Raw genomic sequence first — 26,029 nt, 5'->3', positions numbered from 1 at the left:
GCCGGCCGCGAGCTGGGCGTACGTGTGCCCGCAGCGCAGATGAGCCAGCGCGAGCAGAGCCTGTCGGTCCGCGGTCAGGCGGCGCCAGCGCGTGCCGCGCTCACGCCGCCGGGCTCTCAGTAGGCCGGACAAGTAGCGCAGGGTCGAGGTGGACAGATCGATCCCCGATGGGTAGACAAGCACGTGAAGCTCCGGGCGGACAGGTTGATCTTGGTCGACAACCCATCTACCAGGAGCTTCACCTTTTCCTCAACGCCGTCCTCAACCAACCGACGTGCTACGCAACCAGGTTGGAAAGGCCTCAGTTCCAACCAGGTGGGCCACGACTGACGGTAAGGTTGGCTGGCGGACTCGCCTTGAGATCGGGGGCTCATCGTTGATATCTGCAGGTTTATTCACTGGCCTGTCTAGTCTGAGCGGTAACCTGCTGACGCTTTATAAGCTCAAACAGGATGGAAGTTTCCACGATCAGCAGGAAATCCTGCATGAACTTCGCGAGCTAGAGGCTGGAAACGCGCACCAACGAGGGTTGCAGCAGGAGACGCAGGCTGCCCGAAACCGGATCCACGAAGCCGCTATAGGCAACGCATACGAAGTGGAGCGGGATTGGCGGCAGGCCCATATCGGGATTCAAGTAAAGGCCATCCAGGACAGGATGGACCGTCAGCTTGAAGAATCTCCTTTTTCTTATACGAGCGACGAATTTTACAGCCTGGTACATGAGGCCACTCGAGGTGGTCAAGTTCCGGCCCTGCTTGTTGCTCCCTTCTTTCGCGACAACCTTAGCGGTCAAGAGAATGCTGACGGTCCACATTCTTTTCGTGTCGCCGTAAGAAGAAAGTGGCTGCAGTCGTCCTGGTCGAGTGATCTTGTCTCGTTGGATGGGGCTTTAAGTCGCCCACTCACTAATACAGACGTAGATATCTTTCAGATCCAAAGAGCCTTGCGCGACCTTCCCGTTGTTCTCGTCTATGGTGAAGTGCAATCTAGTACAAGAGTTTGGCCCGCTCTCTGCGCCTGGAATATTGTCGACTCGCCGGAGTTGCGTTCTGTTCAGGTGAACTTCCCCCCGCTCTCGCTACCTGACGCGAGCCCTCAAACGCCTGCTACCTCTGCTAGTCTTCTTAGTTTCGAGGACGAACTAGGCGGGTCAACCGCCATCACTGCCGGCCTTATTGCCGAATGGTTTCATCTGGTTAAATACGGCAGAATGCCGCGACTCCACACGTTGATCCCTGCAAGCTTGGCATCTGAGCGCAGAGTGATTGCAGCGGGCCTAGCGGCATCATTTGAGGTAGCATTGGAGAGAAGCCGAATTGACCCTGTGTCTGCGCGCGTTGGTCAAGCTTCGGTGTATTTTGATGTGGGGCTACGAACTCATGCGATTGCTGCAGCATCTCAGGCGCTGACTCTGGCAGAGTCCGAGGCGAGCGGCACATCCACAGATTCAGTTCGGCGACTAACCGCCATATTCGACTCACTGGGATTACCCGGAGAAGCTGCGCGTGCCAGATTGGCGCTGGAATCCGTAGCCCGCAGGGCGATTCTTCGAAACTTCGGATGGGGGAACCGATGAAGAAGCAGCGAGTCATCGCAGCAATCGACTTTGGGACGCACGGTACGGGGTTCGCGTGGACGACCATTGACGAACGTCATAAAGATGCGAAACGTCGGCAGGTTTGGTTTCGGACACGGTGGCCAAATCATCCTACGCCGTACCCGAAAAACCTAAGCGCACTTCTGCTGTCGCGAGATGGTGAGTTGATTGCGTGGGGTTATGAGGCTCGACGGAGATGGGCTGCACTGTCCGCAAGAGGCGAAACGAAGGACTATGAGTTTCACCTCGGATTCAAAATGTCACTATCTACAGACGAGAAGTCCGATGCGGAAGAGATTGCAGGTGGGCGTCTTGACTATGAGAAGTCAAAGGCGCTGGTGACGATCTTTCTCGATAAGATGCGCATCACTGCAATGGAGGAAATCTCAAAGAGTGGGTATTCAAGTGACGAGGTGCGCTGGTGTCTCACCGTCCCTGCGATTTGGGACGACTATCAAAAGCAGCTGATGTGGGAAGCGGCTGTAGCCGCAGGATTACCTGACGACGAGAAGCGTCTTCAACTGGTGATAGAGCCCGAGGCAGCCGCTTACCATGCGCGGGTCTCGGGCGTTAGAACCGTGAATGCCAGTGGTCGGCGCCCTTCTTTGATGACGAAGGGCTCTCGATTTCTTGTGGCTGACTGTGGCGGTGGAACGGTGGACATCACCGCTTACAAGACCGACGAGCGGAACCGTCTTGAAGAGATCGGTCGTGAATGTGGGGGAAAGTTTGGCTCCGAATATGTGAATCAAGCCTTCCTCGAACAGATCCTCGCCAAGCGTTTGGGTACATATGAGGCAGTGGACCGAGCATTCGCGCAGTCTCCGGCTTCCGTAATGGATCTGGTTGATTTCTGGGAGAAGACCAAGGTTAGTATCACGAAGCTGGACGAGGATGACATCTATCTGCCGATTCCCGCAGCTCTGGATCGACTACTCGACGAGGATTCCCGGGAAGCGCTGAGCAAGAGCCAGGGCGGGATCACTGAGTTTCTGGTCATCAAGGCGGACGAGGCCAGAGAAGTCTTCGAAGCAGTGATACCTGGAATCCTGTCCCTTGTAGACAAGCAGTTGGGTGAAATGCGGACGCAGCGGAGGAATGCGTCGGGGAAAGAGCTAGTCATTCTGGTCGGGGGCTTTGGAAACTCTCCATACCTTCAAGAGAGGTTGCAGGAGCATCTTGACGGACGGGCCGATGTTTTGGTGCCCCCAGACCCTCAGGTTGCTGTCCTACTTGGAGCCGTTCATTACACGTACGACCCGCAAACCAAGTCGCGACGCTCCAAGTACACATATGGATGTTCTTCAGCGGAAGTTTTCCGGGACGGAGTTGATCCGGTGGAGTTTCTGCTCACACTTCCAAATGGAGAGCGCCGCTGCAACAATCGTTTTGCGAAGTATGTTCACGCTGGACAGAGCGTTCCGGTGGATGAGTTGGTCACGCAGACCTTTTCTCCGCTATATGAGGATCAGGATGCTGTCACATTCCGAATCTATAGTTCGATCGCCAAGAATCCCTTCTACGTGACCGATTCGGGTTGTAATCAGATCGGCAAGCTCAAAGTTGATCTTTCTGAGGCTATGAAGCTTCCGCTCGCCGAAAGATCTGTCAGGTTGTCATTGGTTTTTGGTGAGGTGCAGATAAAAGCGATGGCGATTGTCGAGAAGACTGGAGAAGTCGCCACGGTTAGTCTTGACTTCACTCCCATGATTTGAAGTCTGAATGCCCCAGGAGGAAGTCCATGCGAAGTTCTGAGTCATTTAGCGCCAATCCTGATGCAATCTTGGATATGATTTTGCATCGCCTAACCGAGCTAGACTCGCGTGTGTCTGAACTGAGTGAAAAGCTGAACGATGTACTCGTTCAGATGGCGTACTCCAGGGATGATTTGACCGGAGCGAGCGACGAGGTGCATCGTGCTCTAGCAGACGAGATCGGCGCATTCGTTGGACAGAAAGTGTTGGCTCTCTCTTACATGGGCACGAGACGTTCGAAGGATGAAAGCTATTCAAAAAAGCGTGTTGCTCAACTCATGAGTAGACTGTGTTCGTGCTACATGGCCCCATCAGGAGTTGATCTAAATCGTGCTCGCAGAATATTGAGAGCTCGTAAGGGGGATGAAACTTGGCAGGCTGCTGGCCAGGCGGCTCTTCAAGCGAAGCGGATTCTTGACTCTGCGAGAGTCCGCGGGGTCGAGTTTATTTGGGACTATGATTGCGATCCTGGAATGCCGATCAATGAGAGTAGGCAGCAGGCTTGGTCTAACTGCGACCCATCCTCTGACGTAAGCTTCGTTGTCGTCCCTGGCTATGTGGCGGACGGTGAATGCTATCGCCTACAGGAAGTATTCACTGACGATGTGCGAAGTCAGTAGTTGGAAATGTGGGGTCGGTGGAGGGGGAGCGGGCGTTGCGGCTTAACCGGTGGAGGGAGGGGCTAAGCCCGTTGAGTTGATTGGCCCCACCGCGAATGATCTTTTCTCTCGTCAGACGGCTGATTGCTGTGCGCGCGGCACGGGCGTCGGCCGGGCTGGAGCGGGGCGGAGACTGGAGCGCAGGCCCGGCCGGTGGCCGGGTTGCGCGCGGCGAGCAGGGCGAGCCGCCTTGATCATGTGAAGAAAGTCTGAGCCACCGGAGTCCTCGCTACATGTCGTCCTCGCTACAGCCTGAACGACAACTCCAACTCATCGCCCGGCAGGTGGAATTCTTCCAGTGCCAGGGGCTTGTCCCCCTCCGCGAGCGTCACGCGGAGAACATGCAAGAGCGGTACCCCGTCCGTCAGCCGCAACGCCTGGGCCTGGTCCGGTAGGGGCATGCGCGTACGGACGTACTCGGTGAAGTGGAGTTCGTGGCCCAGGTCGGCGAGCGCCGAGTAGAGCTCCGGTGCCGGCGGCGGCGCCTCTTCCTCGTACTTGGTGTCGATCAGGACCGAGAACGGTACGTACGTCCGGTGGAGTTGGCGGAGGCGGCCGTTGTCTGCCGTCTGTAGGGCGTCGTACGTGAACATCGGTTCGCCCGGCGGGATGCGGAGCAGGTCCGCCAAGTCCAACGGGGCGTCCGTGCGGGTCGCGACCGGTGGTTCGGCGTCGGTCCAGCGGATGCCGTCGGCCTCGATGTAGCGGCCGCCTGAGGCTCGGCGTACGCCGCGCGGGCGTGTGAGGCCGGGGCGGCTGTGCGGGGAGCGGGCGAAGGTGCCGCGGCCCATGATGGCCTCGACGAGACCGGATGCCCTCAGTTCAGCTAGGCCCTGTCGGACTGTGGGACGCGTCACCCCGAACTGCTTGGCCAACGCCTCCTCTGACGGGAGCGGTTGGCCGGCGGGAAAGGTGCCGCCCAAGATGCCATCGCGCAGGTAGTCGGCGATCTGCCGGTACTTCGGCTGCGTGTCCTTCGGCGGCATGCGGGCCCTCCGTAGCCGTGGCTTCTGCGGCTGTGCGTCGTCGTAGACGGCTTGCCCACGATCGTGGACAGCTTCTCCCATCGATAGGTCGGTTGACAACCCGTACTACGGGTCGGCACTCTTATCTGTGTCGCCCGTACTACGGGTGGTCTAGCAACCCGTAGGATGGGCCTTCGGGTGCCTGAACCGAGGAGAGACGAACAGTGGCAAGCCTTCCGATCGACACCACGAAGTACACGGGGATCATCTGCGCCGTGCCCCCGGCTCCGCGGGTCGCCAACCGAGAGACCGGTCAGCTGCGGGTCGACCGCGAGACCGGCAAGACCATGTACCAAGTCGGCCTCTGCCTGATGGCCGGAGCGTCGGCGGACGTCGTGAACGTGAGCGTGGCCGGTGAGCCGGCCGGTGTGCAGCTCGGCATGCCGGTCGCCGTGCGCGACCTGGTCGCGACGCCCTGGGAGAACGAGGGGCGGCACGGCATCGCGTTCCGCGCGGCTGAGATTCGGCCCCTGAGCGCGCCCCCTTCGGCGGGTAAGGGGGCCGGGCAGTGACGAACTTCGCCGCCACCACTTCGGCGAGTTCCACCGGGCCGAGTTGGGTACTGGTGGTGGCCGCAGCGTTGGGGTTGGGCCTGCTTCTGGCGGGCCCGGCCCTGCGCCGCCGCTACCCCGTGGCCTGGTGGTTGTTACTCGGTTTCCCGGCTGCCGCATTACGGGTCGTGCGGACCTGGCGACCCCTGATGGCCGGGTGCGGTCTCGCCGTGAGCCGGCGACCGGCGTTGACCGTTGTGTCAGGGCTCGTCGGCAACGGGGCGCCTCCGCCGCAGCCGCGAGTACCTCGGCGCGGTCTCTTTCGACCGACCTCCGGCGGCTTCGTCGTGCTGGTGCGCCTGCTGCCGGGCCAGGTGCCGGAGGACTTCGTCAAGGCTGCGCCTGCCATGGCGGAGGACTGGCAGGTTCACGCGGTGAGGGTGACCTCCTGGAAGCCGGGGGTCGTACGGATCGTCGCTTCGGCGGCCGATCCGTTGGCCGATCCACGGGTTCCGAAGCAGCGGGGGCCCGGTCATCTGCTCCGGGTGGCCGTGGGCGTGCTGGAGACCGGGGCCGCGTGGGTGGTCGACCTGAGGCGCGTGCCTCACTGGCTGATTGTGGGGGCCACACGTTCCGACAAGTCCACGTTGATCAACGCCCTCGTGGCCGGTCTGGCTCCGCAACACGTCGCCCTCGTCGGGATCGACTGCAAGGGCGGTATGGAACTGTCCCTGTACGAATCGCGTTTGTCGGCCCTCGCCGCCAACCGCGAACAGGCGGTCCGGCTGCTGACCACGCTCGTGGACATGACCCTCGACCGCGTGACCGTCTGCCGGGCGGCTCGCGTCCGCAACATCTGGGGTCTGCCGGACAAGGAACGCCCGGTTCCCGTCGTCGTGATCGTCGATGAGCTCGCGGAACTGTTCCTCGTCGCGAACCGGAACGAGAAGGACGAAGCCCAGGCGGCCGGTACCGCGCTCATCCGGTTGGCTCAACTCGGCGCGGCGCTCGGGGTGTTCCTGGTCGTCGCCGGCCAACGCGTCGGTTCCGACCTGGGTCCCGGCGTCACCGCCCTGCGGGCACAACTCGGCGGCCGGGTCTGTCACCGCGTCGCCGACCCCGGTACGGCCGAAATGGCGCTCGGCGATCTCAACCCGGACGCGCTCAAGGCGGCGCAGGCCATCACCCCCGAACAGGCCGGTACGGCCGTCCTCGCTTCCGGCGACGGCTGGGAACGAGCCCGGTCTCACCTGATCACGGAAGCGGAGGCCGAAGCCGTCGCTGCCGAGTATGCGCACCTGACTCCCGTCCTGTCCGAGCTGCACGTCGAAGCGCTGTGAAAGGGGCCTGTCGTGCTGGTGTCCATGTCCGCCGCTCTGCTGCTCGGCCTGCTGATCTGGTTCCTCCTGCGCATCCGGTACCTGAGCTGGGTCGACACGCTGCTCTGCGGAGCCTTCGGCTTCCTGCTGGCCAAGACCGTGGCCGTGCCGTTCGTTCAGACGGTCCTCGACGGCGTGAACGGCTTCCTCGGCCAACTCCGCTTCTGAAAAGACCCGTTGACCCGAGAGAGGGACACCCCGTGTCCGCGTACGTCATCCGCTCCGGTGATCGCGCCGAGTTCCTGGCCGGTCTGCGAGAGCTGATCGACTTCCTGACAGCCAATCCCGCGGTCGTCGTGCCGCGCCGTACATCTGTCGCCGTCCTGGTGGACGCGTCCGACTCCGCCGGTCGGCGAGAAGGAGTGGAGTCCGTTGCCGCTCCGCTCGGCGTGCCGGCGGAGGACCTCGGTGAGGGGTACTTCGACGCGCGCCGTGAATTCGGGCCGATCGCGTACGTCGTAGTCGCGATCCCGCCCGAGGAGCGGCAGTGATCGCCCGTACGAAGGGCTCCCGACGGGGCGCGAAGTCGCCAAACCCGACCCCGTCAGGAACCCACTCCATCCGCCACATGAGCAGTGAAAGGAGCACTCACACTTTGACCAGCGCGCATCATTCGCACAAATCTCCGCTGCCCGACTGTGAACTCTGGCAGCGTGACTCGGAGGTTTCGACCTGCGGCGGACTGGAACAGGTCGTCCTCGTCGAACTCGACAACACAGAGCACCGTCTGTGCCCCGCGCACGCTGCGGCGCTCTGGCTCACGAATCCGACGCTGCGCTTCAGCGCCAAGACCCGGCCGGAGGGCATCTCGGCCGTGATGGGCACGCGTTCGGCGGCGGGGGTGGTCGCCGATGACCACTACCCTCGCACCGGGGAGCGCTACGGCCGTGATCGCCAGGGCCGCGGAACCGGAGTTCGCCGCCTGGCGCCGGAACATCGTCCGGCTCGGCGGCTGCACCAATCCCATTCACCTCGTCGGTGCAGCGACGGTCTTCGACACGACCACTGGCGCGGCTCTGCTCTCGTATGGGTCGGATGTCTACGGCGGTCGAATGCTCATCGCGTGCGGCAACCGGCGGGCAACGGTCTGCCCTGCTTGCTCGGCGCTGTACCGGGCGGACACGTACCAACTTGTCCGGGCCGGACTCATCGGCGGCAAGAACGTCACCGAGTCGGTGAGCGGGCACCCGCGCGTGTTCGTCACGCTCACCGCTCCCGGCTTCGGCCCGGTCCACACTCGGCGGGAACGCGATGGGCTCGTACGGGCCTGTCGTCCCCGCCGACCGGGGGAGTGCTGCCCGCACGGGCGGCCGGTCGGATGCCGTACGCGCCACGCGGCCGACGATCCCCGCCTCGGCGAACCGCTCTGCCCGCGCTGCTACGACTACGCGGGCGCCGTCCTCTGGCATGCGCTCGCCGGTCGGCTCTGGCACCGGTTCGGACTGGAGCTGCGGCGAGAGGTCGCACGGCGGGGCGGGGTGTCGCGCACGGATTTCGGGGAGGTCGCTCGGCTCTCGTACGCGAAGGTCGCCGAGTACCAGCGTCGCGGCCTGGTCCACTTCCATGGCGTGATCCGCCTCGACGGATCGGACGGACCCGACTCGCCCCCGCCTGGTTGGGTCACTGTGCCGCTCCTTATGGACGCCGTGCGGGCGGTGGCCAGTCGGGTGCGGTTGATCGCTCCGGGGGCGAACGTCGTCGGTCAGCGGGAGCTGCGCTTCGGTAAGCAGGTCGACGTGCGACCGGTCACCTCGTACCGACCGGATGCGGGGGAGCGGCCGGCCTCCGTGGCGGCTGTGGCGGGCTACATCGCCAAGTACGCCACGAAGGGAGCCGAGTCCGCCGGTGCGGTGGACGGTCGGATCTATCACTCGCGGGACATGGTCATGCTGCCCGTGCGGGCACACGTGCTGCGCATGATCGGCACGTGCTGGTGGCTCGGTGGCCTGCCGGAGTTCGAGTCGCTTGGGCTGCGCCGTTGGGCTCACATGCTCGGGTACGGCGGGCACTTCTCGACCAAGTCGCGCAGGTACTCCACCACGTTGACCGCGCTTCGGCAGGCCCGTGCCGACCACCGCGCGGAGGAACAGCGAGCGTCCCTCGGCCTGACCGACCGGTCGACCGTCACGGTCGGTCAGTGGCGCTACGCGGGCCGTGGCTACTCGCCGGAGGCGGCGCTCCTGGCTGCCTCTGTGCGGGAGGGCGGTGGTCGTCATGGCGCGTGAGAACCGAGGGAGGGCGGCCGAGCTGCTCACCGTGCGGCAGGTGCTCGACGAACTGGGCGGCATCTCGCGGCGCACCTTCTACCGCTGGCGAGAACTGCGCATCGCTCCGGCTTGCATCCGGCTGCCGAACGGGGGCTCCGGGTTCGGCGGGACGTGCTCAACGACTGGTTGGAGGACCGGGCGGAGGGGGCTGCGTCGTGAAGTCGTACAAGGTCTCCGTCTGGAAGATCTCCATCAACAAGACCACCAAGAAACCGACCTATCTCGTGCGCTGGGTCGTCGGCGGTGAGCCGTTCGGCGAGTCGTACAAGACGAAGACGCTGGCCGACCGCTTCCGTTCCAAGTTGGTGGGCGCACTCGACAAGGGCGAGCCGTTCGACACGGTCACCGGTCTGCCCGACTCGCTGCGCGGCGGCAAGGCTGCCTTGTCGTTCTTGGAGCTGGCGGTGAAGTACGTGGACGCTCGTTGGGCAGAGGCGTCGGCGAAGCAGCGGGACAGCATGACCGATGCGCTCGCGACAGTCGTGCCTGTCCTGGTAAAACCGGCACGTGGGCGGCCTGCGCCGGAGGTGCTGCGGCGGGCGCTGCGTTCGTACGTCCTGCCGGTACCCCGTCGGGAGCGGGAGCGGCCAGAAGAGATCGCTGCTGCGGTGCGATGGATCGAGAAGTCGTCGCTTCCGGTGGGAGAGCTGCAAGAGATCACTCGGGTACATGAGTTGATCGACGCGTTGAGCCGGCGGCTGGACGGTAAGCCCGCAGCGACCCAGACGTACCGGCGACGGCGTGCCGTGGTCTTCAACGCGCTTGAGTATGCGGTTGAGCTCGAACACCTGCCGTCCAACCCGTTGAGCCGAGTGCGGCGTAAGCGGGGGAAGCGGGCCGTGCAGGAGGTCGACCGCCGGGTGGTAGTCAATCCTCGGCAGGCTCGGGAGTTGCTGACCGCGCTGACGTACGTGGGCGGCTACGACCGCGCAAGCGGCCGACGGCTGCGGGCGTTCTTCGGGTGCCTGTACTACGCGGCCATGCGGCCGGGGGAGGCACTCGGGCTGCGCCGCTCCGACTGCACGCTTCCGGCGTCCGGCTGGGGACGCATCGAACTGGCTGAGACTCGTCCGACGGCGGGGAAGGCGTGGACGGACTCGGGGGAGGCGCACGATCGGCGCGGGCTCAAGCAGCGGGCCGACGGTGAGGTGCGCATCGTTCCGATCCCGCCTCCGCTGGTGCGGCTGCTCCGGGAACACCTGAAGGAGTTCGGCACGGCCAAGGACGGCCGGCTGTTCTCCAGCGAGCGGGGCAACGTGATCGCAGCCTCGTCGTACTCCCGTGCATGGAAGCTGGCTCGGGAGCTGGCGCTCGTCCCCGATCAGGCGGCCACTGTTCTGGCCTTCCGGCCGTACGACCTGCGCCACGCGGGCGTGTCCCAGTGGCTTAACTCAGGTGTCCCCGCGCCGGAGGTCGCCGCTCGCGCCGGTCACTCGGTGGATGTCCTCCTGAAAATCTACGCCAAGTGCATCGACGGCCAGGAGAATGAGATGAACGAACGAATCATGCAGGGCCTGGGGGAGGAGGGCGCCACCGGATAGCGCTCGGTCCGATGGACTGCGAGCGCTGTGGGCCCCGGAGCGATCCGGGGCCTTTGTCATGCTCTCCGCAGTACCCGAAAGGATGATCGACGATGAAATAATCAGATCGATGAACGGGGGCTGATCAGGTACGGAATGCTAGGGCGATGAATCTGCCAACAGCGCTGCCGGAACGGCTGTGCCCTCTTGTCGATGAGCACCGTGAGCGTCGGCAGGAACCTGTGCGTTTCCGGCCTGAGATTTGGCGTGCGCGGCTCGAACCGCATGGGGTGGCCGGTGTCCTGGAGATAGGCAGGGCTGGGTCCACGACCGGGGAGCGATTGATCAGCCGTGAGGATCTGGCACGCCTGCGCGACGAGGTCGGTGCGGATCCGGACGGCCTTCGGGGGCTGTTCGCAGCTGTGATGATCTGGGGTTCGGGCACGACGAATGGGCGTGGACCGCGCTACACCAAGGCGGCTCTGGAAGATCGACAACTCCTTTCGGCGCTGGTTGGTACGCGCGCCAAGGTGTGTGCGGGTGATCTGGAAGGCGCATACCGGGGATTCCGGGTCAACGGCGTGGGACGCTCGTTCTTCACGAAGTGGTTCGCGGTGGTGGACGACGGTTCGGCCGCGGAGCGCGCGCTGATCCTGGATGACCGTGTCTTCCGGACGCTGAACGCTCTTGGGTGGGTGAGTTGGCGGGCGGCAGGTACCCGGAACAGGGCTGCTCGCTACGTGGCGTACGTGCGGGACATGCATTCGTGGGCGAAGGAGCTCGACGTGGCACCCGCCTGGCTGGAGTGGCTCATGTTCGACCTCAGTGGCAATGTGCCATCACAGGAAGGACCTCGGACTGCTGCGGCGGAAGACAAGTAAAGGGCTGCTGACCTGCTGCAAGACCCCTCAAGATCAACACGCTATTACAACGTGATCACTGGCAAACGGCTGCTTTCGGCGGCATCCGCCTGCACAAACAACAAGACCCCGCACCCAGCAAACGCGCTGGTGGCGGGGTCCTTGGGCACCTCAAGCGAAGTGCCCCCGGCAGGATTCGAACCTGCGCACACGGCTCCGGAGGCCGTTGCTCTATCCCCTGAGCTACGGGGGCGTCTGGCGTTGAGCTGTTGCTCGCGGCGACGGGTAGAACACTACCAGCTCGGTCGGGGTGATCAGGAACGGGTTTGCGGGGGTGCTCCCTCGCAGGGGGCGGAAGTCGGGAAAACCCGGACGCGGTGGCCGGTCCGGACCTACTCTCGAGTTGTGCCAGGGGCGTCGGGCCGGGTGCTTGTTGTGGACGACAACAAGGTCATCCGGCAGCTGATCAGGGTCAATCTCGAACTGGAGGGTCTCGAGGTCGTGACCGCGGCCGATGGTGCCGAGTGTCTGGATGTCGTTCATCAGGTGCGGCCCGACGTGATCACCCTCGACGTTGTGATGCCCCGGCTCGACGGGCTCCGGACCGCCGCGCAGCTGCGTGCCGACCCCCGCACCCGTGATCTTCCCCTCGCCATCGTCAGCGCGTGCACCCCGTACGAGATCGACGCCGGGCTCGGTGTCGGTGTCGACGCCTTCCTCGCCAAGCCCTTCGAGCCCGCCGAACTCGTGCGCATGGTCCAAGAGTTGGTGGACCGTCGACGCGTGCGGGGGGAGCGGCAGCCCGAGGGGGAGGGTGGTGCCGTCGAGTTCTCCGGGGATCGGGCCGGTTAACGGACGGAGGGACAGGCCCCGGGCGGGCGGACGGGCGGGTGGGCCGGCTAGCGGACCGGGGTTGGGCTGGTTAGCGGACGGGCGGGGTGGGCTGGCTGGCGGATGGGCCGATCGGATCGGGTCGGCGGTGGGTCGCATTCGGCCGGGGGAGTCGTTTCGGAGGGGCCGTGGCAGTGTGCGGTGGCCCTGACTCGTTCTAGGGGCCTCGGTGCCTACCTGTCGCGGGGCGGGTGTTCGTGTGCGCGGGGCGGCGTGCACGCCCCGCACAGTCGGCCGTCCACATCCCGGGACCCCGGCAAAGCGGGTCGCCTACCCGCCCCCCTCCTCCCCTACGCTTGTCCCGTGACCCCCGTCGAGCTCTCCCGTACCGTGCTGCGCGCCGTGCGTCGTGCCGTGGATCAGGGGGAGCTCAGGGTGTCCGTGCCGGAGCGGGCCGTGGTGACGCCGCCGGGGCCGGGCGGGTGCGGGGACTACGCCACCAACATCGCGTTGCAGCTGGCCCGGCCGGCCGGGCAGCCGCCGTTGCGCGTCGCCGAGATCCTGCGGCCCCACCTCGTGGCGTGCGCGGGAGTCGGCGACGTCGTCGTCACCGGACCCGGGTTCCTCAACATCTCCCTCAGCGCCGCCTCCTCGCCCACGACCGCGCTCGTCTCGCTCATCCGCGCCCTCGGACCCGGCTATGGTCACGGCGACGCCCTCGCCGGCCAGGTGATCGCCTTCCGGGTGCCGTACGACGTACGGGCCGAGGTCGTCGCCGACGCGCTGGTGCGGATCGTCGCCACCCAGGGTGGCCGGGGCGAGGTCGAGCACGGGGAGCCGGTGACTCTGCGGCCCGTACCCGCGCCGGAGGACCCCGCGCCGCTTGGGCCCGACGCCGCCCAGTGGGCCCTGCTGTATCCCGCGGCGCACGACCGGCCGCGGATCACCGCCGATCATCTGGTGCAGCGCGAGAGCAATCCACTGTTCCGGGTGCGCTACGCCCACGCCCGGGCCCGTGCCGCAGTGCGCGGCGCCGGCCGGCTCGGGTTCAGCAGTGAACCCGGTGACCTTCCCGACGCGCCGGGCGCACCCACCGCCCTTGACGTGCCGGGCGCACCCGCCGCCCCCGGCGCGCTGGGCGCACCCGCCGCCCCCGGCGCGCTGGGCGCACCCGCCGCCCCCGGCGTGCCGGGCGCACCCACCATCCCCGACGCGCTGGGCGCACCCGCCGCCCCCGCCGCGCCGGGCGCACCCACCCCCCTCGTCACCGCCCTCGCCGACTACCCCCGTATCCTCGCCGCCGCGGCCACCCACCGCGCTCCTGATCGGCTCGCCCGGCACCTCGTCACCGTTGCCGATGCCGCCCTGCCGTTCCTCGCGACCGTGCTGCCCCGTGGTGACGAGAAACCCTCGGCCGCCCACCGTGCCCGGCTCGCCCTCGCCGAAGCCACCGGGACGGTGCTGGCCGGCGGCCTGTCCCTGCTCGGCATCGACGCACCCGAACACCTCTGAAGAGAGCGCCAGAAGAGCCATGAGCCGTTCCGCACACCCCGCCGGGCCCCGGCACGCCGATGTCCTGCCCGAGGGCCACTACGCAGCTCCGCCCACCGACCTCAACGCGCTCGACGGCAAGGTGTGGGCGCAGACCGTCAGCCGTGGCGGCGACGGCGTCGTCACCGTCGGCGGTATCGACGTGAAGACCCTGGCCGAGCAGCACGGCACCCCCGCCTACATCCTCGACGAGACCGACTTCCGGGCCCGGGCGCGCGCCTGGCGCACCGCCTTCGGGCACGACGCCGACGTCTTCTACGCCGGCAAGGCGTTCCTGTCCCGTGCCGTCGTGCGGTGGCTGCACGAGGAAGGGCTCAACCTGGACGTGTGCTCCGGCGGCGAGCTTGCCACCGCGCTGTCCGCCGGCATGCCCGCGGACCGCATCGCCTTCCACGGCAACAACAAGTCCGTCGGCGAGATCACCAGGGCCGTCGAGGTCGGTGTCGGGCGGATCGTGCTCGACTCCTTCCAGGAGATCGTCCGGGTGGCCCACATCGCGCAGTCCCTCGGCAAGCGGCAGCGCGTGCAGATCCGTGTCACCGTGGGTGTCGAGGCGCACACCCACGAGTTCATCGCCACCGCCCACGAGGACCAGAAGTTCGGGATCCCGCTGGCGGGCGGGCAGGCCGCCGAGGCCGTACGGCGGGCGCTCCAGCTGGACGGGCTCGAGGTCATCGGGATCCACTCGCACATCGGGTCGCAGATCTTCGACATGTCCGGGTTCGAGGTCGCCGCGCACCGGGTGGTGGGGCTGCTCAAGGACATCCGCGACGAGCACGGTGTGGAACTGCCCGAGATCGACCTCGGCGGCGGGCTCGGCATCGCGTACACCAGTGACGACGACCCGCGCGAGCCGCACGAGATCGCCAAGGCGCTCACCGAGATCGTCACGCGGGAGTGCGAGGCCGCGAAGCTGCGTACGCCCCGGATCTCCGTCGAACCCGGGCGCGCCATCGTCGGGCCGACCGCCTTCACGCTCTACGAGGTCGGCACCATCAAGCCCCTCGACGGGCTGCGCACCTACGTCTCCGTCGACGGCGGCATGTCCGACAACATCCGCACCGCGCTGTACGACGCCGAGTACAGCGTCGCCCTCGTGTCGCGGACCAGCGACGCCGAGCCGATGCTCGCCCGCGTCGTCGGCAAGCACTGCGAGAGCGGCGACATCGTGGTGAAGGACGCGTTCCTGCCGGGCGACCTGGCACCCGGTGACCTCGTCGCCGTACCGGCCACCGGCGCCTACTGCCGGTCCATGGCGAGCAACTACAACCACGTCCTCCGGCCGCCCGTCGTCGCCGTGCGCGACGGCGAGTCCCGGGTGATCGTCCGCCGGGAGACGGAGGAGGACCTGCTGCGTCTCGACGTCGGCTGATCGATGTCGGCTGATCAACCTCCGCTGACGGGGGGCGGGGACGGGGACGGAAGATCTTCGGTCTTGCGGCCCCACAGAATGAAATAGATGTCTCACGATCCGGACGAAGGGTAGAAACCGCCGTCCGGTGAGTGAGACTGGTCCAACCGTAGACGGTATGAGGAAACGAGGTCGGATGATGCGTACGCGTCCGCTGAAGGTGGCGCTGCTGGGCTGTGGGGTTGTCGGCTCAGAGGTGGCGCGCATCATGACGACGCACGCCGACGACCTCGCCCAGCGGATCGGCGCCCCGGTCGAGCTGGCGGGTGTCGCGGTCCGACGGCCCTCCAAGGTCCGTGAGGGCATCGACCCCGCCCTGGTCACCACCGACGCCACCGCCCTCGTCAAACGCGGCGACATCGACGTGGTCGTCGAGGTCATCGGCGGGATCGAGCCCGCCCGTACCCTCATCACCGCCGCCTTCGAGCACGGCGCCTCCGTGGTCTCCGCCAACAAGGCGCTGCTCGCCCAGGACGGCGTGGCCCTGCACGCGTTCGCCGAGCAGCACGGCAGGGACCTCTACTACGAGGCCGCCGTCGCCGGCGCCATCCCGCTGATCCGGCCGCTGCGCGAGTCCCTCGCCGGCGACAAGGTCAACCGGGTGCTCGGCATCGTCAACGGCACCACCAACTTCATCCTCGACAAGATGGACTCCACGGGAGCCGGCTACCAGGAGGCCCTGGACGAGGCCACCGCCCTCGGGTACGCGGAAGCCGACCCGACCGCCGACGTCGAGGGCTTCGACGCCGCCGCCAAGGCCGCGATCCTCGCCGGTATCGCCTTCCACTCGCGGGTGCGTCTCGACGACGTCTACCGCGAGGGCATGACCGAGGTCACCGCCGCCGACTTCGCCTCCGCCAAGAACATGGGCTGCACCATCAAGCTGCTCGCCATCTGCGAGCGGGCCGGGGACGGGGGGTCGGTGACGGCACGCGTGCATCCCGCGATGATTCCGCTGACCCATCCGCTGGCCTCCGTGCGCGGCGCGTACAACGCCGTCTTCGTGGAGTCCGACGCGAGCGGACAGCTGATGTTCTACGGTCCCGGCGCCGGCGGCGCCCCGACCGCCTCCGCGGTCCTCGGCGACCTGGTCGCCGTCTGCCGCAACCGGCTCAGCGGGGCAACGGGGCCCGGCGAGTCGGCGTACGCCGGCCTGCCCGTGTCGCCGATGGGCGATGTCGTCACGCGCTACCACATCAGCCTCGACGTCGCCGACAAACCGGGTGTTCTCGCCCAGGTTGCCACCGTGTTCGCCGAGCACGGGGTGTCCATCGATACGGTGCGGCAGACCGGCAAGGACGGCGAGGCCTCCCTCGTCGTCGTCACCCATCGGGCCTCCGACGCCTCCCTTTCCGGGACCGTCGAGGCGCTGCGCAAGCTCGACACCGTGCGGGGTGTCGCCAGCATCATGCGGGTTGAAGGAGAGTAACCAGCAATGACCCACCAGTGGCGCGGAATCATCGAGGAGTACCGGGACCGGCTGCCCGTCTCCGCCGGCACACCGGTCGTGACGCTCCGCGAGGGCGGCACGCCCCTCGTGCCCGCGCAGGTGCTCTCCGAGCGCACGGGCTGCGAGGTCCACCTGAAGGTGGAGGGCGCGAACCCGACCGGGTCCTTCAAGGACCGCGGTATGACCATGGCCATCAGCAAGGCCAAGGAGGAGGGCGCGCAGGCCGTCATCTGCGCCTCCACGGGCAACACGTCCGCCTCCGCGGCCGCGTACGCCGTGCGTGCCGGGATGGTCTCCGCGGTGCTGGTGCCCCGCGGCAAGATCGCGCTCGGCAAGATGGGCCAGGCCCTCGTGCACGGCGCCAAGATCCTCCAGGTCGACGGCAACTTCGACGACTGCCTCACCCTCGCCCGCAGCCTGAGCGAGAACTACCCGGTGGCGCTGGTCAATTCGGTCAACCCGGTGCGCATCGAGGGGCAGAAGACGGCCTCCTTCGAGATCGTCGACATGCTCGGCGACGCACCCGACATCCACGTCCTGCCGGTCGGCAACGCGGGCAACATCACCGCCTACTGGAAGGGTTACAAGGAGTACGCCGGTGACGGCATCTCCTCGAAGACCCCCCGGATGTGGGGCTTCCAGGCCTCCGGCAGCGCCCCGATCGTGCGCGGCGAGATCGTCAAGGACCCCTCGACCATCGCCACCGCGATCCGGATCGGCAACCCCGCGTCCTGGCAGTTCGCGCTCGCCGCGCGGGACGAGTCCGAGGGCCTCATCGACGAGGTGACGGACCGTGAGATCCTGCGCGCCTACCGGCTGTTGGCCGCACAGGAGGGCGTCTTCGTGGAGCCCGCGTCGGCCGCTTCGGTCGCCGGTCTGCTGAAGGCCGCCGAGCAGGGCAAGGTCGACCCCGGCCAGCGCATCGTCTGCACGGTCACGGGCAACGGCCTGAAGGACCCCGACTGGGCCGTCGCCGGCGCCCCGCAGCCGGTCACCGTGCCGGTCGACGCGGCCGCCGCGGCCGAGCGCCTCGGCTTGGCCTAGAGAACCGCTCAAGGGGTACTCGAAGGGTGCTCGAGAACAGCTCGACCCGCTCGACCCGCCCCGGCCGGGCAACCGGTGAGGACCCTGTGGCGTCCTGATGAGGGGACTCCCTACGGAGGGGGCACAGGGGGCTTACGACACGCATCGTGCGCCTCCTGTGCGCCCTATGTCGCCACAGAACCTTCCTTCGATAGGCTGTACCGAACCCGCCCGCTGCATATGCCCGCGCATATGGCGCGGTGCCGCGCCGTCTCCACGGCCCGAGGGTCCTTCACGTACCTATCGAGTGTCATTCGACCATCACGCAGCTCAAGGAGAGTCATCGAGCGATGGCCGGTCCAGCGTTCCGCGCCGCCGCCGTCCGGGTGCGCACCCCCGCCACCAGCGCCAACATCGGCCCGGGCTTCGACGCCCTGGGCCTCGCGCTGGGGCTCTACGACGACGTCGTCGTCCGGGTGGCCGACTCCGGGCTGCACATCGACATCGCGGGTGAGGGCAGCGAGACGCTGCCACGTGACGAAAGTCATCTCCTCGTACGCTCCCTGCGCACCGCCTTCGACCTGCTGGGCGGACAGCCCCGCGGTCTGGAGATCGTGTGCGCCAACCGCATCCCGCACGGCCGCGGCCTCGGCTCCTCCTCCGCCGCCATCTGCGCCGGCATCGTCGCCGCGCGCGCGGTGACCATAGGCGGCGAGGCCAGGCTCGACGACACCGCGCTGCTGGAGCTGGCCACCGAGATCGAGGGTCACCCCGACAACGTCGCGGCCTGTCTGCTCGGCGGTTTCACGCTCTCCTGGATGGAGTCCGGGGCCGCCCGGGCGATCAGGATGGAGCCCGCCGATTCCATCGTTCCGGTGGTTTTCGTACCCGGGAAGCCGGTTCTGACCGAGACCGCGCGCGGACTGCTCCCGCGCTCCGTCCCGCACGTCGATGCGGCCGCCAACGCGGGCCGTGCCGCACTGCTCGTCGAGGCCCTCACCCGGCGCCCCGAGCTGCTGCTGCCCGCCACCGAGGACCGGCTGCACCAGGAGTACCGCGCCCCGGCCATGCCGGAGAGCGCCGCCCTGGTGGAGCGGCTGCGCGCCGACGGGATCCCGGCCGTGATCTCGGGCGCCGGGCCCACCGTGATGGCCCTGGCCGACGCCGACAGCGCCGAGAAAGTGCAGGCCCTGGCGGGGGCGGGCTGGGCCGCCAACCGACTGAACCTCGACGCGCAGGGGACGAGCGTGCTGCCGCTTGCGACGTCCAGTGACATGTGACCGCGTGCGATTGCCGGATTTGGAGAGGGGGAATGTTTGTTGGATCCGGTAGTGTTAACCTCAAGTCTGCACCCGACCCCACCATGGCGAGGTGCTTCACGTCCCCGTCCGGGACAGACATTCTTCCGGGAGTCTCCCAAGCCACTCAGCGTTCTGTATGACGTACCTGGGCAGTACGCCGTACGCGGGCTCTGAGCAGGCCGCTGGGCACGCTCCGGAACAGGTGCGACCACGCCAACGTGACACCGGGTGCCACGGCTGACGAAGCGCCGTCACCAGAAATTCTCTCCGCCGCTTTGGCGGACCACCGCCCCGGCACGGTCCACACAGCAAGGACCGAAGCCGGACAGCACAACCGGTCGCCGAGCCAGACAGGCCGACGTCCGCTCCAGGGAAGGACCCTTCGTGAGCGACACCACCGATCTGATGGGCGCACGTGTCGAGGAGACCGCTGCCGCGCCCGCCACGGACGCCTCCGCGCCTGCCTCCGGTGCCGGCTCCCGGCGGCGCCGCGGTACCGGCCTCGAGGGCATGGTGCTGGCCGAGCTTCAGCAGGTCGCATCCGGCCTCGGCATCAGGGGCACCGCGCGTATGCGCAAGAGCCAGCTGATCGAGGTCATCAAGGAGGCCCAGGCCGGCGGCGGTGCCCCCGCCAAGGCCGAGGCGGCCACCGCCACCGAGACCAAGCCGAAGCGCCGGGCCACCTCCAAGGCCCGTACGGGCGACGCCGCCGCCGAGCAGAAGGCGGAGCAGGCCGCCGAGGCCCCCGCCGAGAAGGCCGTGGCCCAGCAGCAGATCGAGATCCCGGGCCAGCCGGCCGGCTCCCGCGCGAGCGAGGGCGAGCGCGGCGGGGACGAGGCCCCCACCGAGCGCCGTCGCCGGCGTGCCACCGCCGAGGCGGGCAGCCCGGCCGCGGGCGCCGAGACGATCGTCGCCGAGGCGAGGACCGAGACGAAGGCCGAGACGACCGCGCAGCAGCAGGGCGAGGCCAAGGGCGACGCCGGCGACGGCGACGGCCGGGGTCGCCGTGACCGCCGTGACCGCGGCCGTGACCGCGACCGGCGCGGCAAGGGCGACGAGCAGCAGGGCGGCGGGGGCCAGGGCGGCCGTCAGGACCGCCAGCAGGATCGGCAGCAGGACCGCCAGGACCGGCAGCAGCAGCCGCAGCAGCAGGGCGGCGGCCGGCAGGACCGGAACGCCGGCCCGCAGGACGACGACGACTTCGACGGCGGACGCCGTGGCCGTCGCGGCCGCTACCGCGACCGCCGTGGCCGCCGTGGCCGTGACGAGATCGGCGGCGCCGAGCCGCAGGTCGCCGACGACGACGTCCTGATCCCCGTCGCGGGCATCCTGGACATCCTCGACAACTACGCGTTCATCCGGACCTCCGGCTACCTGCCCGGCCCGAACGACGTGTACGTCTCCCTCGCCCAGGTCCGCAAGAACGGCCTGCGCAAGGGCGACCACATCACCGGCGCGGTCCGCCAGCCCAAGGAAGGCGAGCGGCGCGAGAAGTTCAACGCGCTGGTCCGGCTGGACTCCGTCAACGGCATGGCGCCCGAACACGGCCGCGGCCGCCCGGAGTTCAACAAGCTGACCCCGCTCTACCCGCAGGACCGCCTCCGCCTGGAGACGGACCCGGGCGTGCTGACGACCCGGATCATCGACCTCGTGTCGCCGATCGGCAAGGGCCAGCGCGGTCTGATCGTGGCCCCGCCGAAGACCGGCAAGACCATGATCATGCAGGCGATCGCCAACGCGATCACGCACAACAACCCCGAGTGCCACCTGATGGTCGTCCTGGTCGACGAGCGTCCGGAAGAGGTCACCGACATGCAGCGGTCGGTGAAGGGCGAGGTCATCTCCTCGACCTTCGACCGCCCGGCCGAGGACCACACCACGGTCGCCGAGCTCGCCATCGAGCGCGCCAAGCGCCTCGTGGAGCTGGGTCACGACGTCGTCGTGCTGCTCGACTCGATCACGCGTCTGGGCCGTGCGTACAACCTCGCCGCCCCGGCCTCCGGCCGCATCCTGTCCGGTGGTGTCGACTCGACCGCCCTGTACCCGCCGAAGCGCTTCTTCGGTGCGGCCCGCAACATCGAGGACGGCGGCTCGCTGACCATCCTCGCCACCGCCCTGGTGGACACCGGGTCCCGCATGGACGAGGTGATCTTCGAGGAGTTCAAGGGCACCGGCAACATGGAGCTCAAGCTCGACCGGAAGCTCGCCGACAAGCGCATCTTCCCGGCGGTGGACGTGGACGCGTCCGGCACCCGTAAGGAAGAGATCCTGCTCGGCAACGAGGAGCTGGCCGTCGTCTGGAAGCTGCGCCGGGTGCTGCACGCGCTCGACCAGCAGCAGGCGATCGAGCTGCTGCTCGACAAGATGAAGCAGACGAAGTCGAACGTCGAGTTCCTGATGCAGATCCAGAAGACGACGCCGACGCCCGGCAACGGCGACTGACGGTCGTCGTAGAACAACGAAAAGGGCCGCTCCCCGCCAACCGCGGGGAGCGGCCCTTTGTCATGGCTTTACTCTCTTCAATTCGGTGGTTTTGCCACCGCTTTTCCTGGGCAAAGGGCTCGACGGCAGAGAGCTCGGTCACGTCCCGTCGGACGGCGGTTTCCCGACGGTGAACGCACCGGTCGCGGGGGCCACGCACGGGGTGGCGTCCGACTGCTCGCCCGCGGCCGTGCCCGCCTCGCAGAGCCGGCCGCCCTTCTCGCGCAGGTCGAGATAGAAGCGCGTGACCTTGCCGTCCTGCTCGAGGCCGTGGATGCGCTCGTCGATGTAACCGAGGCTGTGCAGGGTCCTGCGGACCTTGGCCGGGGTGGGCTCCGGGACCGCCTGTAGCGCCCGGATGATGCGCTGTTCGTGCTGGACGCCCGCGCACCGGTCGCGGTCGCTCAACTGTGCCTCCGTGGGGGTGCCGGGCTCGATCGGGCCGGTCGGGGGGCTCTCACCGGGGCCGAGGGTCTGCTTCCCCGGCGAGCCGGTCGGTACCTCGCCGGTGGTCCCGGTGGCGGTGGCGCACGGCTGCGCGACCTTGTCGAGCAGCGCCGCGAACGCCGCCTGCTCGCGGGTCGACCCGGTGGCAGTCGCCTCGGTGCCGACGCCCCCGTCCGGCTTCCCTCCGGGTCCGCTGCCGCCGGACCCGTCGTTCCCGCAGCCGGTGAGCGCCAGAGCGGCCAGGGCGGCGGCCGCGAGCACGCGCCGGGGGCGGGCGAACGCGCTGATGGGGGCGGCGATGAGTGTCATGCGCGCAGTCTCCGGCCGCCGTCCGGTGCCGCGCATGAGTACGCGTACCCACTCGGCATGTCCGCGCGCTGAGCGGCCGTTCCGCGGACGCGTGGCCCGGTCGTCCCCGAGCGGAGAAAAGGGTCGCCCCCACGCAGGACGCGGGGGGCGGCCCTTTCTGTTTCTCTCTCCGATGTACGATCGCGCCTTCGGTCAACTGACCGATTCACGAACTCCTGATCCCGAGGGGGGACTTAGGTGGGTACACCCACGTCCGGGAGCGGTCGTCACAGACGCCGGATACGTTTCGCACTGCCCGTGGCCGCGGCCGGAGTCGCGGCCGCCGTCACGGCCGCACTGATCTCGACCTCCGCCAGCGCGGCCACCCAGCCGGCGCCGACGGTCAAGCCGGTCGTCAGCGCGCCGTCGCAGGCCACGCTGGCGCAGCGGGCCGCCGGCGCCGTCGCCGCCGTCAACGGCAGGACCACCACGACGAAGACGCCGAGCAGCGGTTCCGCCGTCTCGCCGAAGATCATCGGTGGCGGGACGACCACCATCTCCTCGGCGCCCTGGATGGCCCAGCTCTGGTACGACGACACCAAGGGCACCACCAGCACCAGCGACGACGTCGCCTTCTTCTGCGGCGGCTCGGTGATCTCGCCCACGAAGATCCTCACCGCCGCGCACTGCGTCAAGGGCTTCAAGTGGAGCACCACCAGGTCCGTGGTCATCACGGGCACCGCCTCGCTGCCCACCACCAACAGCGACGGCAGTGACAACCTGCACGGCGGGACCGTCTCCGGCGTCCTGCGCCAGTGGAACCACCCGTCGTACACCGTGTCGTCCCACGGGGTCCCCAACAACGACGTCGCCGTGCTCACCCTGGCCGCCCCGGTCAAGGCCACGCCGATCCGGCTGACGACCAGCACCGACACGACCTCGTACAAGGCGAACACCAGCGCCAAGGTCTACGGCTGGGGCCGCACCAGCTCCACCTCGGACGACATCTCCGAGACCCTGAAGACGGCCACGCTGCCCGTCCAGTCCGACACCACCTGCACGGGCGGCTACGGCAGCGACTACGTCAAGGGCCACATGGTCTGCGCCGGCAAGGCCGCCACCGGTTCCGACACCGGCACCACCACGGCCTGCAACGGCGACTCCGGCGGCCCGCTGGTCGTCGGCGGCCGGATCGTCGGCGTGGTCTCCTGGGGCGTCGAGGACTGTGTCGCCAAGGGCGCCTACAGCGTCTTCTCGAAGGTCAGCACCTACGTCGGTGCCGCCTACGCGCAGATCGCCGACAGCAACCTGAGCTACGACGACGGCAAGGCCGACCTGTTCGCCCGCAAGTCGTCGACCAAGGTCGGCTACGAGCTGGACTCCAAGGGCACCTCGCTCGCCTCCCGTGTCTCCTGGGGCGACTTCGGCGGGGTCAACGCCGTCTACCAGGCCGACCTCAACCGTGACGGTTTCCAGGACCTGGTCTACCGGGTGGCGTCCACCGGGGACGTCTACTGGCTGCACTTCGCGCTGAACAGCGCCCAGACCTCCGGCTCCTGGTCCGAGACGAAGATCTTCACCAACTGGAAGAGCCGCAAGGCCGTCGTGATCCCCGGTGACCTCACCGGCGACTACCTGCCGGACGTCCTCTCCGAGGACTCCAGCGGTGTCCTGTGGCTCTACCCGGGCAAGGGCAACGGCACCTTCGCCGCCCGGGTCCGCATCGGCGGCGGCTGGAGCCAGTACAACCAGCTGCGCGGTGTCGGTGACTTCAACGGCGACGGCAAGGCCGACCTGCTGGCCCGCAAGAGCAGCGGCGGCGACCTGTACCTGTACAAGGGCACCGGCAAGTCCGGCACCGGCCTCTTCTCGGCCCGGGTGAAGGTCCGCTCCGGCTGGACCGGATTCAACACCCTCGCCGCGGTCGGCGACCTGACCGGCGACGGCAAGGCCGACCTGCTGGCCCGTACGACCGGCGGCACGCTGTACCTCTACCCGGGCACCGGCAAGGGCACCTCTGAGATCTTCGGCACAAGGAAGTCGCTCGGTACCGGTTTCCAGCAGTACGACATCTTCGGCTGAAATACCTGGTGAGCGGGGTTCGCCCCGTCCTGCCCGGTGACACGGTGTGCCCATCGCGCTACGCGGTGGGCACACCGCGTCGTGCAACCCTTTCCCGAGTTTCGCCGTCTGACCAGGCGGAGCGACGATGGTCCGGTACGCGCCGATGATCCTGGTACGCCGGGCCTGACCCTGAAAGCAGGGGGTAACCGACCAGTCGTACGAGAACCGAGGAGCCCATGTCCGCCGAGAGCACGTCAGGGCCGCACATACCCGAGTCCGGTACGAACGCCGCGGGCCGCCGTGGCAGGGGCCGCCGCCGCAAGCCGCCCGGTACCGGCCGCAGGGCGCTGCGTGTCACGGCGTGGACGGCGGCGGGCATCGTGGTCCTCGGCGGTACCGGCGCCGGCTACCTGTACTTCAAGCTCAACGGCAACCTCAGGACCGTCGACATCAACCAGGCGCTCGGCTCCGACCGGCCCACCAAGGTCGACAACGGTTCCGAGAACATCCTGGTCCTCGGCTCGGACACGCGCTCCGGTGCCAACCGGAAGCTCGGCGGCGGCTCCGACGACGGCAGCGCGCGCTCCGACACGGCGATGATCGTCCACGTCTACAAGGGCCACAAGCGGGCCGACGTGGTCTCCATCCCCCGGGACACCCTCGTCGACCGGCCGTCCTGCACGGACGCGAACGGCACCACGCACGACGCGGCCACCGGCGTGATGTTCAACTCGGCGTACTCCACCGGGGGCGCGACCTGCGCGGTCAAGACGGTCGAGGCCGTCACCGGCATCCGTATGGACCACTACCTGGAGGTCGACTTCGCCGGCTTCCAGAAGCTCGTCGACGAGCTCGGCGGGGTCACGCTCACCACGACCCGGGCCATCGACGACCCGCAGAGCCATCTCGACCTCAAGGCCGGCAGACACACCCTCGACGGCGAGCAGGCGCTCGGCCTGGTGCGCACCCGGCACGGCGTCGGCGACGGCTCCGACCTGGGCCGCATCCAGCTCCAGCAGGCGTTCGTGAAGGCCCTGATCAACCAGGTCAAGCAGGTGGGCGTGTTCACCAGCCCCAAGAAGCTGTACGACCTGGCGGACACCGCGACGAAGACCGTCACCACCGACTCCGACCTGGGCTCGGTGAACTCCCTGGTCGACTTCGCGGACGGCCTGAAGTCCATCAGCGCGTCCCACATGCACATGGTGACCATGCCGGTCGAGTACGACCCGGCGGACCCGAACCGGGTGGTGGTCGCCGAGGCCAAGGCGAAGCAGGTGTGGGCGGCGCTGAGGAACGACCGGCCGATCCCCGCGAGCGCGACGAAGGGGACGGCGACGGGACAGGCCAAGGGAGTCGTGACGTCGTAGTCCGTCCGCGGCCGCGGCCGCGGACGCGGGTGCGGTGCGGGTGCGAATGCAGATGCGGGTGCGTGGGCGGGTGCGGGTGAGTGGGGGCTGATCGCGCAGTTCCCCGCGCCCCTGAAGGGGCGCTGCGGCTGACGCCCCTGAAAGGGGCGCGGGGAACTGCGCGACAAGCCACGATCCACCCGCACCCGCCCACGACGACCCCGCCCCACCCCCGTAGGCGACCCTCACCGCCCCCATAGACGAACCCCACCCCTCCGTAG

General features: G+C 67.8%; 20 protein-coding genes, 1 tRNA gene and 2 pseudogenes. 19 read left to right on the top strand and 4 right to left on the bottom strand.

The window, feature by feature from the left end:
- A pseudogene (locus MB828_RS44435) lies at positions 1 to 183 on the bottom strand (IS5/IS1182 family transposase); the annotation flags it as partial.
- A 193-nt stretch (positions 184 to 376) separates the two neighbouring features.
- Here MB828_RS44435 and MB828_RS44430 point away from each other — a divergent pair.
- Both MB828_RS44430 and MB828_RS44425 read left to right on the top strand, forming a co-directional pair.
- On the top strand, positions 377 to 1,576 hold the full coding sequence (locus MB828_RS44430; RefSeq protein WP_301653126.1) for a hypothetical protein: 1,200 nt from the start codon (positions 377 to 379) through the stop codon (positions 1,574 to 1,576).
- On the top strand, positions 1,573 to 3,312 hold the full coding sequence (locus MB828_RS44425) for an Hsp70 family protein (protein ID WP_301653125.1): 1,740 nt from the start codon (positions 1,573 to 1,575) through the stop codon (positions 3,310 to 3,312). The genes MB828_RS44430 and MB828_RS44425 overlap by 4 nt, the downstream gene beginning before the upstream one ends.
- Positions 3,313 to 4,255: 943 nt before the next feature.
- On the opposite strand, the gene MB828_RS44420 is transcribed toward MB828_RS44425, so the two are convergent.
- Positions 4,256 to 4,996 (bottom strand): GntR family transcriptional regulator, encoded by a 741-nt coding sequence (locus tag MB828_RS44420; RefSeq protein ID WP_301653124.1) that lies wholly within the window; start codon positions 4,994 to 4,996, stop codon positions 4,256 to 4,258.
- Positions 4,997 to 5,199: 203 nt separating this feature from the next.
- Between MB828_RS44420 and MB828_RS44415 the strand changes: the two genes are divergently transcribed.
- The 8 genes and pseudogenes from MB828_RS44415 to MB828_RS44380 all read left to right on the top strand — a co-directional run bounded on the left by MB828_RS44415 (position 5,200) and on the right by MB828_RS44380 (position 11,573).
- Positions 5,200 to 5,547, top strand: a complete 348-nt coding sequence (locus tag MB828_RS44415; protein ID WP_301653123.1) for a hypothetical protein — start codon at positions 5,200 to 5,202, stop codon at positions 5,545 to 5,547.
- A gap of 209 nt (positions 5,548 to 5,756) precedes the next feature.
- On the top strand, positions 5,757 to 6,866 hold the full coding sequence (locus tag MB828_RS44410; RefSeq protein WP_430381521.1) for an FtsK/SpoIIIE domain-containing protein: 1,110 nt from the start codon (positions 5,757 to 5,759) through the stop codon (positions 6,864 to 6,866).
- A gap of 12 nt (positions 6,867 to 6,878) precedes the next feature.
- On the top strand, positions 6,879 to 7,073 hold the full coding sequence (locus MB828_RS44405) for a hypothetical protein (RefSeq protein ID WP_301653121.1): 195 nt from the start codon (positions 6,879 to 6,881) through the stop codon (positions 7,071 to 7,073).
- A gap of 32 nt (positions 7,074 to 7,105) precedes the next feature.
- Complete coding sequence (locus tag MB828_RS44400) at positions 7,106 to 7,396, top strand: hypothetical protein (protein ID WP_301653120.1); 291 nt, start codon at positions 7,106 to 7,108, stop codon at positions 7,394 to 7,396.
- 360 nt (positions 7,397 to 7,756) lie between these two features.
- Complete coding sequence (locus tag MB828_RS44395; protein ID WP_301653119.1) at positions 7,757 to 9,130, top strand: replication initiator; 1,374 nt, start codon at positions 7,757 to 7,759, stop codon at positions 9,128 to 9,130.
- A pseudogene (locus MB828_RS44390) lies at positions 9,120 to 9,331 on the top strand (helix-turn-helix transcriptional regulator). Before MB828_RS44395 ends, MB828_RS44390 begins: the two are co-directional and overlap by 11 nt.
- Positions 9,328 to 10,713, top strand: coding sequence for a tyrosine-type recombinase/integrase (locus MB828_RS44385; RefSeq protein WP_301653118.1), 1,386 nt, complete (start codon positions 9,328 to 9,330; stop codon positions 10,711 to 10,713). Before MB828_RS44390 ends, MB828_RS44385 begins: the two are co-directional and overlap by 4 nt.
- 146 nt (positions 10,714 to 10,859) lie before the next feature.
- Complete coding sequence (locus MB828_RS44380; RefSeq protein ID WP_301653117.1) at positions 10,860 to 11,573, top strand: hypothetical protein; 714 nt, start codon at positions 10,860 to 10,862, stop codon at positions 11,571 to 11,573.
- Positions 11,574 to 11,733: 160 nt separating this feature from the next.
- On the opposite strand, the gene MB828_RS44375 is transcribed toward MB828_RS44380, so the two are convergent.
- Positions 11,734 to 11,805, bottom strand: a tRNA-Arg gene (locus MB828_RS44375).
- A gap of 152 nt (positions 11,806 to 11,957) precedes the next feature.
- Between MB828_RS44375 and MB828_RS44370 the strand changes: the two genes are divergently transcribed.
- From MB828_RS44370 to rho, 7 genes are all read left to right on the top strand, one after another.
- Positions 11,958 to 12,404, top strand: coding sequence for a response regulator (locus MB828_RS44370; protein WP_301653116.1), 447 nt, complete (start codon positions 11,958 to 11,960; stop codon positions 12,402 to 12,404).
- 342 nt (positions 12,405 to 12,746) lie between these two features.
- Complete coding sequence (nrtL, locus tag MB828_RS44365; protein WP_301653115.1) at positions 12,747 to 13,895, top strand: ArgS-related anticodon-binding protein NrtL; 1,149 nt, start codon at positions 12,747 to 12,749, stop codon at positions 13,893 to 13,895.
- Positions 13,896 to 13,914: 19 nt separating this feature from the next.
- Positions 13,915 to 15,306: a diaminopimelate decarboxylase gene (gene lysA, locus MB828_RS44360; RefSeq protein ID WP_133025292.1), complete on the top strand. Its 1,392-nt coding sequence runs from the start codon at positions 13,915 to 13,917 to the stop codon at positions 15,304 to 15,306.
- 178 nt (positions 15,307 to 15,484) lie between these two features.
- Positions 15,485 to 16,774 (top strand): homoserine dehydrogenase, encoded by a 1,290-nt coding sequence (locus tag MB828_RS44355; protein ID WP_133025690.1) that lies wholly within the window; start codon positions 15,485 to 15,487, stop codon positions 16,772 to 16,774.
- Positions 16,775 to 16,780: 6 nt separating this feature from the next.
- On the top strand, positions 16,781 to 17,839 hold the full coding sequence (gene thrC, locus MB828_RS44350; RefSeq protein ID WP_133025291.1) for a threonine synthase: 1,059 nt from the start codon (positions 16,781 to 16,783) through the stop codon (positions 17,837 to 17,839).
- Positions 17,840 to 18,168: 329 nt separating this feature from the next.
- Positions 18,169 to 19,098 carry a homoserine kinase gene (gene thrB, locus MB828_RS44345; RefSeq protein ID WP_133025290.1) on the top strand — a complete coding sequence of 310 codons (930 nt, stop codon included), beginning with the start codon at positions 18,169 to 18,171 and terminating at the stop codon, positions 19,096 to 19,098.
- Positions 19,099 to 19,503: 405 nt separating this feature from the next.
- The gene (gene rho / locus MB828_RS44340) at positions 19,504 to 21,561 is read left to right on the top strand and encodes a transcription termination factor Rho (RefSeq protein ID WP_301653114.1); all 2,058 of its coding nucleotides are present in this window, start codon (positions 19,504 to 19,506) and stop codon (positions 21,559 to 21,561) included.
- Between the two features lie 138 nt (positions 21,562 to 21,699).
- Here rho and MB828_RS44335 read toward each other — a convergent pair whose 3' ends face one another.
- Complete coding sequence (locus MB828_RS44335; RefSeq protein WP_301653113.1) at positions 21,700 to 22,356, bottom strand: hypothetical protein; 657 nt, start codon at positions 22,354 to 22,356, stop codon at positions 21,700 to 21,702.
- A gap of 297 nt (positions 22,357 to 22,653) precedes the next feature.
- On the opposite strand from MB828_RS44335, the gene MB828_RS44330 reads away from it, so the two are divergent.
- Together MB828_RS44330 and MB828_RS44325 are read left to right on the top strand one after the other, a co-directional pair.
- Positions 22,654 to 24,417, top strand: coding sequence for a trypsin-like serine protease (locus tag MB828_RS44330; RefSeq protein ID WP_301653112.1), 1,764 nt, complete (start codon positions 22,654 to 22,656; stop codon positions 24,415 to 24,417).
- 218 nt (positions 24,418 to 24,635) lie between these two features.
- Entirely contained in the window at positions 24,636 to 25,769 is a 1,134-nt protein-coding gene (locus MB828_RS44325) for an LCP family protein (RefSeq protein WP_301653111.1), read from the top strand.
- Positions 25,770 to 26,029: the final 260 nt, after the last annotated feature.

The sequence above is a fragment of the Streptomyces arenae genome (genome assembly GCF_022343545.1).
Classification (GTDB): domain Bacteria; phylum Actinomycetota; class Actinomycetes; order Streptomycetales; family Streptomycetaceae; genus Streptomyces; species Streptomyces humi.
The sequence above is the reverse complement of the archived record's forward strand: the minus strand, read 5'-3'. Positions and strand labels throughout refer to the sequence as shown.